Annotated in this window: 9 protein-coding genes and 1 other RNA gene; 5 read left to right on the plus strand and 5 right to left on the minus strand. The window is 41.2% G+C overall.

What is annotated here, in order from left to right; genetic code table 11:
• The first annotated feature begins 148 nt into the window (after positions 1-148).
• The 5 genes from EDC41_RS09095 to EDC41_RS09115 all read left to right on the plus strand — a co-directional run bounded on the left by EDC41_RS09095 (position 149) and on the right by EDC41_RS09115 (position 4,822).
• Positions 149-613: an enoyl-CoA hydratase gene (locus EDC41_RS09095; protein ID WP_115262411.1), complete on the plus strand. Its 465-nt coding sequence runs from the start codon at positions 149-151 to the stop codon at positions 611-613.
• Between the two features lie 604 nt (positions 614-1,217).
• Positions 1,218-1,596, plus strand: an RNA gene (gene rnpB / locus EDC41_RS09100) — RNase P RNA component class A.
• Between the two features lie 60 nt (positions 1,597-1,656).
• Positions 1,657-2,295: a DUF1007 family protein gene (locus tag EDC41_RS09105; protein WP_020824099.1), complete on the plus strand. Its 639-nt coding sequence runs from the start codon at positions 1,657-1,659 to the stop codon at positions 2,293-2,295.
• Positions 2,286-3,272 (plus strand): nickel/cobalt transporter, encoded by a 987-nt coding sequence (locus EDC41_RS09110; RefSeq protein ID WP_006252847.1) that lies wholly within the window; start codon positions 2,286-2,288, stop codon positions 3,270-3,272. The genes EDC41_RS09105 and EDC41_RS09110 overlap by 10 nt, the downstream gene beginning before the upstream one ends.
• A gap of 104 nt (positions 3,273-3,376) precedes the next feature.
• The gene (locus EDC41_RS09115) at positions 3,377-4,822 is read left to right on the plus strand and encodes an alanine/glycine:cation symporter family protein (protein WP_006250751.1); all 1,446 of its coding nucleotides are present in this window, start codon (positions 3,377-3,379) and stop codon (positions 4,820-4,822) included.
• 70 nt (positions 4,823-4,892) lie between these two features.
• Here the strand turns inward: EDC41_RS09115 and sucD are convergent, their stop codons facing one another.
• The 5 genes from sucD to znuC form a co-directional block, all read right to left on the minus strand.
• On the minus strand, positions 4,893-5,762 hold the full coding sequence (gene sucD / locus EDC41_RS09120; protein WP_006249166.1) for a succinate--CoA ligase subunit alpha: 870 nt from the start codon (positions 5,760-5,762) through the stop codon (positions 4,893-4,895).
• Between the two features lie 8 nt (positions 5,763-5,770).
• Positions 5,771-6,928, minus strand: coding sequence for an ADP-forming succinate--CoA ligase subunit beta (gene sucC / locus EDC41_RS09125; RefSeq protein ID WP_006250752.1), 1,158 nt, complete (start codon positions 6,926-6,928; stop codon positions 5,771-5,773).
• A gap of 292 nt (positions 6,929-7,220) precedes the next feature.
• Positions 7,221-8,450 carry a 2-oxoglutarate dehydrogenase complex dihydrolipoyllysine-residue succinyltransferase gene (gene odhB / locus EDC41_RS09130; RefSeq protein ID WP_006249164.1) on the minus strand — a complete coding sequence of 410 codons (1,230 nt, stop codon included), beginning with the start codon at positions 8,448-8,450 and terminating at the stop codon, positions 7,221-7,223.
• Positions 8,451-8,552: 102 nt separating this feature from the next.
• Positions 8,553-11,366: a 2-oxoglutarate dehydrogenase E1 component gene (gene sucA, locus EDC41_RS09135; protein WP_006250754.1), complete on the minus strand. Its 2,814-nt coding sequence runs from the start codon at positions 11,364-11,366 to the stop codon at positions 8,553-8,555.
• A 164-nt stretch (positions 11,367-11,530) separates the two neighbouring features.
• Positions 11,531-12,355, minus strand: coding sequence for a zinc ABC transporter ATP-binding protein ZnuC (gene znuC, locus EDC41_RS09140; protein ID WP_006249162.1), 825 nt, complete (start codon positions 12,353-12,355; stop codon positions 11,531-11,533).
• Between the last annotated feature and the right edge of the window lie 75 nt (positions 12,356-12,430).

The following is a 12,430-nucleotide window of genomic DNA, read 5'->3' on the forward strand; positions in this document are numbered from 1 at the left end:
ATTGCTGCAATTCTGCAAGCCGAAAACCACAATCATACCATTGCTCGCCAGCACAAGGCGGCTTTAGAGCAAGCTGAAAATCCGCTTGAATATGATTATTCGGCGGGGTGGACGAAAACTTATGCTGATTATTTAGAGGAGCAAGCTAATGTATAAAGTCTATTTAGCACTTTACAAAGGCTCGGGTGGTAGCCTATATGACTATTTCACAGATTGGTTAATTCGCAAAGCCACTAAAGGCAAATATTCGCATTGCGAAATAGCAGTACAAAAGAGTGAGACTAAAGACCACTATCACAGAGAAGTGTGGTATGAGTGCTACAGCTCCAGTCCTCGTGACGGTGGAGTAAGACAAACTGTGATTAACCTTGACGATGGCAAATGGGATTTAATTGAGCTGCCAAACGTACACGAGCAACAAATTAAAGCCTATTTCGCCGGCACAAAAGGCAAGCCTTATGACTGGCGAGGCGTGTTTGGGATTGTATTGGGGATTAAACAAAAGCGGGATAAGTACTTTTGTTCGGAGTGGTGCTTTAACTTAATTAAGCAAAGCGATGAGGGATGGAGATTTAGCCCTAATCAGTTGGCAGCAATTTTCAAAAAGAGATAAAAAATGAAGAAAACTTTAGTGGCATTAGCTGTTGCTTTTTTGGCTTCAGCAACCCAAACTAAACAGCAAGTAAGCATTTGAGGGAGCAGAGCGAATAGTTGTTAATACCTACAAGTTATAGCGGTCAGTATGAGGATAATATGGTTTATAAATTCTAAAATTTAAACGCCCTTTAATGATGATTTAAAGGGCGTAAATTTTATTTATTTGTTTCGGTCATCTTACTTAAAATCAATGATAAGTTGGTTTGCTTAACTCTAACCAATTCAGCTAGGTTTCTGCGGCAACCATTTGGGCACCCAAATATTTTGGAGGGTAATTTGGAGGTCTAAAAAATAGGCTGGTTAAAATTTGAGTTTCGGAAAAATATAGGTGGTTTCGGAAAAATAAAATAAACTGATTAAATAACACATTGATTTTATTGGAAAATTTTAGGTGCTTTTTAATTGGTTCACTTAGACTTCAAACGTGCGTAATTTTTACGAGTGAATTAAAGCGAAGAGGATTAAGTTTTTAAATGAACTTAATCCTTTTTTATTTTGCCATAATAACTACAAGCGGTTATTTCCTTGCAATTTTTTGCGAAAGCATTATACTCTAGTGCTGAGTTGGTTAGGCAATCGCTGGTTTATTGAAGCCTCTAAATTCGTGAAAACGTAAACTGGGGGACAAGTAAACGAGAGGAAAGTCCGAGCTACACAGGGCAGAGTGCCGGATAACGTCCGGGGGGCGTGAGCCTACGACCAGTGCAACAGAGAGCAGACCGCCGGCTTTGTCGGTAAGGGTGAAAGGGTGCGGTAAGAGCGCACCGTGTGGGTGGTAACATTCCACAGCAGGGTAAACTCCACTCGTAGCAAGACCAAATAGGAACTCAATCGGTGGCCCGCTGAGAGTTCGGGTAGGTTGCTTGAGCGTATGTGTAAATGTACGTCTAGAGGAATGATTGTCCACGACAGAACTCGGCTTATCGACCAACTCACTAAATTCTTGAAATGCGAACAGGGGGAACTTGTTCGCTTTTTTATTTTATAGTGAAAGTAAATATGAAATTTATTAAGACGATTATCACGTTAATTGCATTATATTCAATGCCAGTTTTTTCTCACCCACATTCATTTGTTGATTTGAAAACGAATGTTATTGTGGAAGGCTCAATGTTGAAATCTTTCCAAATGGAATGGATGCTAGATGAAATTGCTTCTTCTGAGTTAATTTATGAAGTGAAAAATAGCCAAGATAAAGAAAAAACTCAGCAGAATATCACTGCAGAAATGGTGCAAACCGCATTGCAAAATCATTATTTTAGCACCTTATATGATAGTCAAAATCAGCCGATAAAATTTACGACAAAGCCCACAGCGACTCGCTTTGAAATCAAGAATAACAGAGTGATTTTTTATATTACTTTTCATTTAGCTAAACCTCACGAATTAAAGCAGAGTAAAGTGAGATTCTATACTTATGAACCGAGTTATTATATTGCGATGGAATATAATCGCCCTGCTGATGTCAATATCAGTAATGCAAGTTGTAAAGCAACATTGGTGCAACCTCAAGTAGATAGTAAGTTACGCTTATATGCTTCCGGTTTGGATAAAAACCAATCACCGGATATGCCTGAAAATGGAGATTACTCTCTTGGTGTCCAATTTGCTCAAAAAGTGGAGATTATATGCGATTAAAAGCAACATATTGGGGAATGATAGTGATAGGATTTTTGAGCCTATTTGCTCTTTATCAGCTTTATCCAATGATATTGTTTAAAGTGATGGAATGGCAAAAAAACTTTAATTTACAGCTTTCCGCTTCGCTCAATGAATTAGCTGAAAATCAAAGTAAAGCCGGTATTACCTTAGTATTTATTAGTTTTTTATATGGAGTATTTCACGCAGTTGGGCCTGGTCACGGAAAATTTATTCTGAGCAGTTATCTTTCTTTTGAAAAAACAAAATTAAATCAGGCGATGAAAATCACTTTTGCCTCAGCATTGGTGCAGGGCTTAGTGGCAATTTCATTGGTGACGGTGATTGTGGTGATTTTTACTCTCTCTCGCCAATATTTTAATTTAGCCCTAAAATGGGTTGAGCGGGGGAGCTTTGGTTTGATGATCTTGTTCGGCATTTACTGGTGTTACCAGGTGTATCGAACGGTGAACAGAGCGCGAAAGCCTATCATTAAATCCATTCGTATTTCGCAAAAAAAAGCTGGAAAATTACCGCTTGTCACGCAGAAAGGGCATATTCATACCGAAAATTGTAGCTGTAGGCATAAACATTTACCGACTTCAAATGAAATGCAACAAGTGAGAGATTGGAAAGCACAGCTGATGTTGGTATTAAGTATTGGCTCAAGGCCTTGCTCTGGCGCTATTCTTGTTTTATTTCTTTCTTATACGCTCAATCTCTATGCTTGGGGGGTTATTTCAGCATTAGCTATGGCAGTAGGAACAGGGCTGACTTTAAGCTTATTTGCTTATCTTGTTATCATTGCGAGAAATAAGGCAGTTAAGGTTAGCCAATGGTATTTTTCAGCTCAAATTAATCGAAATATCGTTTGGATATTAAAATTTACACTTGGACTCGCATTAATTCTATTTGGAATGGTATTATTTCACAGTAGTTTCATTGATGCTGGTACAGGCGTTTTTTTCAAACGCTAAATTAATAAGTTATTAAAAATTTTTATTAAAAGTATTAAAAAAACTTTTTAAAAATATTAAATCGGTTACAATGTGGAAGTTTTATTTTCAATTAAGAGGTCTTTATGGATTCAATTATTCTATTTTTTGAGAGTGTACTGACTTGGATTGTGAACACAATCGACGGTCCACTTTGGGATGTAACGATTATCCTATTGCTCGGTGCAGGGTTATTTTTCACTCTTACAACAGGTTTTGTCCAGCTGCGTCTTCTTCCGCAAAGTTTACGTGAAATGTGGGGAGGACGTTCTACGGAAGGGAAATCATTAACTCCGTTCCAAGCCTTTACTACTGGATTAGCCAGCCGTGTTGGGGTTGGTAATATTGGTGGGGTAGCTACTGCAATCGCTTTGGGTGGGCCGGGTGCGGTATTCTGGATGTGGATTACCGCCTTAATGGGAATGAGTTCCGCCTTTGCTGAGTCTTCACTGGCTCAGTTGTATAAAACCAAAGATCCAAACGGAATGTTTCGTGGTGGGCCAGCCTATTACATCACTCGTGGTTTAAAACTGCCTTCTCTTGCTATTGCTTTTGCAGTGACGCTTATCTTCACCTTTGGTTTTGCTTTTAATGCTGTGCAATCTAACTCTATTGTGGAAGCAACCAAAAATGCGTGGGATTGGAACCCAGTCTACGTAGGCATGACATTAGTGGTGATTACAGGGTTAATTATTTCTGGAGGGGTCAAGCGTATTGGTAAAGTTTCTGCTCAAGTTGTTCCAATGATGGCATTATTCTACTTGATTATTGCAGTAATTATTTTAGGTATGAATATTGAAAAAGTGCCAAGTATAATCTCTTTAATTATTGAAAGCGCCTTTGATTTTTCTGCTGCTGCAGGTGGAATGTTTGGAGCATTGGTATCCAAAACTATGCTAATGGGGATTAAACGTGGCTTGTTCTCAAACGAAGCTGGTATGGGATCTGCACCAAATTCTGCAGCGACTTCTGATGCGAAACACCCGGCAAGTCAAGGCTTAATTCAAATGTTGGGCGTATTTGTAGATACAATTGTAGTCTGTACTTGTACTGCAGTGATCATTCTTATGTCAAATAACTATGGTGGTGAAACTTTAAGAGGTATTTCACTTACTCAAAGTGCGTTACAATTCCATTTAGGTGAATTTGGTTTACACTTTTTAGCATTTGTGATTTTACTGTTTTGCTTCACATCCATTATCGGTAACTATGCTTATGCAGAAACTAATATCCGCTACATTAAAAACAGTCCGTGGTTTGTGTGGGGATTCCGTGCCATCGTTTTATTCTTTGTGTACTTCGGTGCAGTAAGAGACGGAGGGATTGTATGGGCATTTGCCGATACAGTGATGGCATCAATGGCGGTAATTAACTTGGTGGCTATCTTAATTCTTGCTCCGATTGTCTGGATTATTTTAAAAGACTATCTTCGCCAAGTGAAAAGTGGCAAAGAGCCAGTGTTTAGAATTGAAGAACATCAAGACCTTATCCATAAAGGTGTTGACCCATTAATTTGGAAATCGAAAGAGTAATTTAATAGCAAAAAAACAAGCGGTCATATTTACAAAAAAATGGGTAAATATGACCGCTTGAACTTTTAGTTTAGCCTAAAATTTTTCTAAGAGCTGAACCGATTTCGGCTAAACTTCTGACGGTTGTCACACCGGCATCTTCAAGGATTTTGAATTTTTCATCGGCGGTTCCTTTGCCGCCACTGATAATCGCACCGGCGTGTCCCATTCGTTTGCCTTTTGGTGCGGTGACACCGGCAATATAGCTGACTACAGGCTTGGTGACATTTTCTTTGATGAAAGCTGCCGCTTCTTCTTCGGCAGAGCCGCCGATTTCACCAATCATCACAATGGCTTCAGTTTCAGGATCGTCTTGGAACAGTTTTAAAATGTCAATAAAGTTAGATCCCGGAATCGGATCGCCACCGATACCGACACAAGTAGATTGACCAAAGCCTTCGTCAGTTGTTTGTTTAACTGCTTCATAGGTTAAAGTACCCGAACGAGAAACAATACCGATATTGCCTTTTTTGTGGATATTGCCCGGCATAATGCCGATTTTGCACTCATCAGGGGTAATCACACCCGGGCAGTTCGGACCGATCATTCGCACGCCGGTTTGGTTTAGACGTTGTTTAACTTGTAGCATATCCAAGGTTGGAATGCCTTCAGTAATACAGACAATTAGTTGGATGCCGGCATCAATGGCTTCTAAAATAGCATCTTTACAGCCGGGAGCCGGAACGTAGATAACGGTTGCAGTTGCACCGGTTGCTTCTACCGCTTCGCGTACGGTGTTGAAAACCGGTAAGCCTAAATGGGTTGTGCCACCTTTATTCGGCGAAACTCCGCCGACTAATTGTGTGCCATAAGCAAGGGCTTGTTCGCTGTGGAAAGTACCTTGTCCGCCGGTGAAACCTTGGCAAATTACTTTTGTGTTTTTATCAATTAAAATCGACATTTTTCCTCCTAATTTGCAGATTTTACCGCTAATTCAGCCGCTTGTTTTAATGATGATGCCGCTAGAATACTCAGCCCGCTATTGGCTAAAATCTCACGCCCCTGTGCGGCATTAGTGCCTTCTAAACGCACAATAACAGGCACATTCACGACTTCGTTTACAGCAGCAATGACGCCATCAGCAATCAAATCGCAGCGGACGATACCACCAAAAATATTGACTAACACGGCTTTCACATTCGGATCAGATAAAATCAATTTAAAAGCTGCTGCTACACGCTCTTTGGTTGCACCACCGCCAACGTCTAAGAAGTTAGCCGGTTTACCACCATAAAGTTTGACGATATCCATCGTCCCCATTGCCAGCCCCGCACCGTTTACCATACAGCCGATATTGCCATCTAGTGCAACGTAGTTGAGATTCCATTTTTCCGCTTCAGCTTCACGTTCGTCATCTTGCGATGGGTCTTGCAACTCTTTAAGTTCTGGGTGGCGGTAGAGAGCATTGCTGTCAATCGACATTTTTGCATCTAAGCAGAGTAGTTGCCCTTCTTTAGTGATGACAAGTGGATTTACCTCTAATAAAGCTAAATCTTTTTCAACAAATAGGTTAGCCAGTTTCACGAAAATATCCGCAAATTGTTTAACTTCATCACCTTTCAAGCCTAATTTAAATGCTAATTCACGCCCTTGATAACCCTGCCCACCGGTGAGTGGGTCAATTACCGCTTTGTGAATTAATTCAGGGGTTTTCTCCGCTACTTCTTCAATATTCATACCACCGGCACTTGATGCCATAAAAATCACTTTTTGAGCGGAGCGATCAACCACTGCACCTAAGTACAATTCACGGTCGATATTGCAGGTTTCTTCTAAATATAAGGTATTAACCGGTTGCCCATTAGCATCGGTTTGGAAGGTAACTAAGCGTTTGCCGAGCCATTTATCGGCAAATTCACGCACTTCGGCTTCATTGCGAACCAGTTTCACCCCGCCGGCTTTGCCACGCCCACCAGCGTGAACTTGGCACTTTATCGCCCATTGTTCACCTTGTAGTTGTTTAATTGCCTCAACGGCTTCCTCTGCCGTTTTGCAAGCAATCCCTTGGCTTACGGGAAGCCCGTATTGTTTGAATATTTGTTTTGCTTGATATTCGTGTAGATTCATAGAGTTTCCTCGTTTGGTTTTTTTTATGTTACTTTTCTTTGCTTGTGCAAAGAAAAGTAACCAAAAGAAAGCACACCCTGCTTCGCCACTTTCTTCGCTTAGTTTGAATTTGCTTGACGGAAAAATTTATAACTCGCTTGCCTTGTAAGCTCAAACACTAAATTTTTCCTACAAATTCAAAGTCGCTCAGGTGGCTCAGAAGGGAACTCAAATAGAGCGTTTATCGGATTTTGTCAAATTTTATTAAAAACAGACCGCTTGTAGCTAAAAGTACAAGCGGTCATATTTTCGATTAAATTTCCAAAAGAAGACGGGTTGGGTCTTCTAATAACTCTTTAACTGCCACTAAGAAACCGACAGATTCTTTACCGTCAATTAAACGGTGGTCATAGCTTAAGGCTAGGTACATCATCGGGCGGATCACTACTTGTCCGTCAATGGCGACAGGGCGGTCTTTAATAGCGTGCATACCCAAAATCGCACTTTGTGGCGGGTTGATAATTGGGGTGGACATTAATGAACCGAATACCCCGCCGTTGGTGATGGTAAAGTTACCGCCGGTTAAGTCTTCAACGGTTAATTTGCCGTCACGCCCTTTTTCGGCAAGTTCTTTAATTTTCTTCTCAATATCTGCCATACTCATTTTGTCGCAATCACGCAACACAGGTGTGACTAAGCCTCGTGGGGTAGAAACCGCAATGCTGATGTCGAAATAGTTATGATAAACCACATCATCGCCATCAATGGAGGCATTGATTTCAGGGTAGCGTTTTAATGCTTCAACCACGGCTTTAATGTAGAACGACATAAAGCCTAAACGCACACCGTGTTGTTTTTCGAATTTTTCGCCATAGGTTTTGCGTAAATTCATAATTGGTTGCATATCCAGCTCGTTAAAAGTAGTGAGCATTGCAGTGGTGTTTTTTGCCTCTAGTAAGCGTTCGGCAATACGTTTGCGGAGTCGTGTCATCGGCACACGTTTTTCGCTACGGCTGTTAAATGCTACAGTGCTAACGGTGTTTTGGCTGGTTGCAGACCCTTTTACTTGGTTGATTTGCACTCGTTTGGCAATCTCTTTTTCAATATCTTCGCGGGTGATTCTGCCGCCTACACCACTGCCTTGAATATCAGCGGCTTGTAAGTCGTGTTCGGCTAATAAACGGCGAATCGCAGGCCCTTGATCATCAGCGTTCGCGTGGCTGTTTTCAATTGCTGCGTGTTTGCGGTCTGATGGCGTGGATTCTGTTTTTTGCTCAATAGTTGCAGAGCTAATATCACCGGCTTTAGCTACTACTAATTTACCCAGAGATTGCTTGGATACAACAGTAGCACCTTGTTCTTGGGTAATTTCTGCAAGAATACCATCGCTTGAAGCCGGTACTTCTAAAACGACTTTGTCTGTTTCAATTTCGACTAAAATTTCATCACGTTTTACATTGTCGCCCACTTTTTTATGCCAAGTGGCAACGGTCGCATCGGCAACAGATTCGGGTAAATCGGGGGTTAAAATTTCAATGGTCATAACTTATTCCTTTTTTCGAGAGAGTTTTAAAACTCCGACAGCGTAAATTGTAAAATTTGGTTAAAAGTGAACCGCTTGTAGGGCGTATATACGCCCATTTTATTATTCAGCGATCGTTAAAGCATCTTCAACAAGTTGTTTTTGTTGTTTTGCGTGTAACGATGGATAACCCACCGCCGGTGAAGCAGAAGCCGGTCTGCCTGCGTAAGTTAATTTTGCATCTTCCGGCAGAGAAGCCTCAAAATTGTGCTTGCTGCAATACCACGCACCTTGGTTTAGTGGCTCTTCTTGACACCAGACAAAGTCTTTAACGTGAGCGTAAGGCTCGAGAATTTGTTGCATTTCTTCAAGTGGGAACGGGTAGAGCTGTTCGATACGAATAATGGCAACGTCCGTTTGGTTATTTTCACGGCGTTTTTCAATTAAGTCGTAGTACACTTTACCCGAACACATCACCACACGTTTGACTTGTTTAGGATCGATATTATCGAGCTCGCCAATCACATTTTGGAATGAACCGTTAATCAATTCATCAAGAGATGACACCGCAAGTGGGTGGCGTAGCAATGATTTTGGTGTGATTGCAACCAATGGGCGACGCATTTTGCGGATCGCTTGACGGCGTAACATATGGTAAACCTGTGCCGGTGTTGATGGCACGCAAACTTGAATATTTTGCTGAGCACAAAGCTGTAAATAGCGTTCCACTCGGGCAGAGGAGTGTTCCGGCCCTTGACCTTCATAGCCGTGTGGTAATAACATCACTAAACCGCACATTCTGCCCCATTTTTGTTCGCCTGAGCTGATAAATTGGTCGATAACAATTTGAGCTCCGTTAGCGAAATCTCCAAATTGAGCTTCCCAAATGGTCAGTGTTTTCGGGTCGGTAGTGGCAAAGCCATATTCAAAGGCGAGTACCGCTTCTTCAGAGAGTACGGAATCCCATACTTGGAAACGCCCTTGATTGGCGTGCAGTTGAGTAAGTGGCACATAGCCTGTTCCATCATTTTGGTTATGGATTACCGCATGGCGATGGAAGAAAGTGCCACGTCCGGCATCTTCTCCTGAAAGGCGAACATGTGTGCCTTCGTCTAACAAAGTAGCGTATGCCATTGTTTCAGCCATACCCCAGTCGAATAATTTCTTGCCTTCATACATCTCTTTGCGATCAGTGTAGATCTTTTCAACCCGAGAATGAGCTTTAAGCGAAGCCGGATATTCGCACACCCGTTTGGCAATGGTTAAGAATCGTTCTTCAGGGAATTTACTTTCGTATAGGGCAGTCCAGTCGTAATTGAGATATTGTAGCCAATCGACCGCTGCCATATCCATTTCACGCCATTCCGGCACAACGCATTCGCCGTTGTCTAAGGCATCACGATACAGGTTTAACATCTCGATTTCTTGCTCGTTGGTTAAAACACCTTCGGTAATTAAACGATCCGCATAGACTTTGCGAGGTGTCGGGTGTTTTTTGATGATGCTATACATCATCGGCTGAGTTGCTAAAGGCTCATCGGCTTCATTATGACCGTGACGACGGTAAGAGATTAAATCAATAAAAATATCACGTTTAAATTTAGTACGATATTCCACAGCCATTCTCGCTGCAAAGGCAACAGCTTCCGGATCATCACCATTAACGTGAATAATCGGTGCCTGAATCATTTTGGCAATGTCGGTACAAAATTCGGTGGAGCGGGTGTCATTTGGGTTAGAGGTGGTAAATCCGATTTGGTTGTTGATCACAATACGGATAGTGCCTCCTACTTTATAGCCACGAGCATTTGCCATATTTAAGGTTTCTTGCACTACACCTTGCCCTGCCACTGCAGAGTCACCGTGAACGGTCACCGCAAGCACCTTTTCGTGTTCGGTATCACGCATACGTTCTTGTCTTGCACGCACTGAGCCGATTACCACCGGGCTAACAATCTCTAAATGCGATGGGTTGAAAGCAAGGGTAAGGTGAACGTTTTTATCATCTACGGCAAAGTTTGAGGAGAAACCTTGGTGGTATTTCACATCGCCCGTGCGGCTTTCATCAGCGTGTTTGCCGGCAAATTCATCAAACAATTCTGCCGGGCGTTTACCAAATACGTTCACTAACATATTCAAACGACCACGGTGTGCCATACCTAAAACCACATCGGTCATACCTTGACGGGAAGCGTGGCGGATAATTTCTTTCATCATCGGAATAAAGGCATCACTGCCTTCCAATGAGAACCGTTTTGCCCCCGGGAATTTTGCCCCTAAGTAACGCTCTAAACCATCGGCAGCGGTCAATTCGCTTAATAAATTCAGTTTTTCTGCTTTGGTGAACAGCGGTTTGTTTAGCACGCTTTCCATTTTGGCTTGAAGCCAGTTGCGTTGTTCAATATCTTGAACGTGCATAAATTCTAAACCAATAGGCCCTAAATAAGTTTCTTTTAGGGCTTTATCCAGTTCGCTGAGCTTCATTGTGTCTTTATCATAGACATAGCGACCGACCGTAAAAGTTTCGTTGAGATCTTCATCGGTGAAGCCGTGATATTTGTAGTCCAATTCAGGCACGCTGGAGGTTTTCCAACGGTAATAGTTAATTGGGTCTAGTTTTGCCTCTAAATAGCCACGGAAACGGTGAGCGTTAATCCATTGCAGTAAGCGAACTTGTTTCGCCCCTGCTTCTGGGTCAATAATAGTGACGGATTGAGGTTGCTGTTCACGGGCTAATTTACGGAAATAGTCACGAATAGGGGTGTGAGCTTGTTCAAATTGGGGAGTTTTAGGAAATGAATCAAAGATGTTTCTCCAGCTTTCATCAACATTTGCTGGATTTTCTAGATACTGTTCATAAATTTCTTCTATATAAGATTGGTTTGCACCGCCTAATGCAGATGATGCAAGCCAATCATCAAAATGTGTATATTGCATAAAGACCTGACCTGTTTGTGGTATGAAATCACGCCCTTATTATACTCCAATTTAAGCAAATAAAATGTGAAGTAAGTCTGATTTTTAGATAAATCTTGTGCTGCAAGCGGTTATTTTTAGCATTATTTTTACAAATTTTAAACATTTGGTAAAAAGGACGCCTATCAGTGCTCACAACTACATTCACCAAGGCAGATATCGCCATGTAAATTATGGTGATGGTTATGTTTATGTGAATAAAATGCAACATTACGTGCAAATTGGTCGCCAAAAAAATGGATAAAGCTCGGATCGTGTGTAATGACTTCGGGGCTTCCGGCACAACAAATATGTTTATTGATGCAAAGCACTTCATCTGTATTCGCCATCACAATATTTAAGTCGTGTGAGACCATTAAAATAGCACAGTTAAGGAGATCCCTTGTTTTATTAAGTAATTGATAGAGTTCGGTTTGGCCTATAATATCAACGCCTTGCATTGGTTCATCTAACACTAAAAGTTGCGGACGATCTAAAATTGCCCGAGCCAGCAATACACGTTGAAGTTCACCACCCGATAATTTTTGCATACTATTTTCAGTGAGATGGGTAATAGAAAACAGATCTAGTGCTTGGTTAATCATTTCTTTGGTAGTATGTGGTTTTAGCGCAAGAAATCGATAAACAGTAATGGGCATCGAGGGTTCTAAATGCAATTTTTGTGGTACATAGCCAATTTTGAGTCCTTTTTGATGAATAACCTTTCCTTTATTTGGGCTAAGTAATTTTAGCAAAATTTTAAGCAGGGTAGATTTTCCTCCACCATTTGGCCCGACTATCGTCGTGATAGAGTTAGGATAAATAGATAAATTAATATTTTGTAATGCTTTTTGTCCATTGAAAGACACTTCAATATTCTCAAGAGAAACCAGTGATGTCGCGGATAAATTCTGTTTGAATAGTTCAAATGTAGTGGTATTTAGATTCGGTTTAAGATGATGGATTTTCATTGATATAAAAAAATTAGGGGTATTGAGTTAAAATTAGCTGATTTTTCGTGTTGTGACAATAGATTAAATGAATTT

The organism is Mannheimia haemolytica, assembly GCF_004342115.1.
GTDB lineage: Bacteria > Pseudomonadota > Gammaproteobacteria > Enterobacterales > Pasteurellaceae > Mannheimia > Mannheimia haemolytica.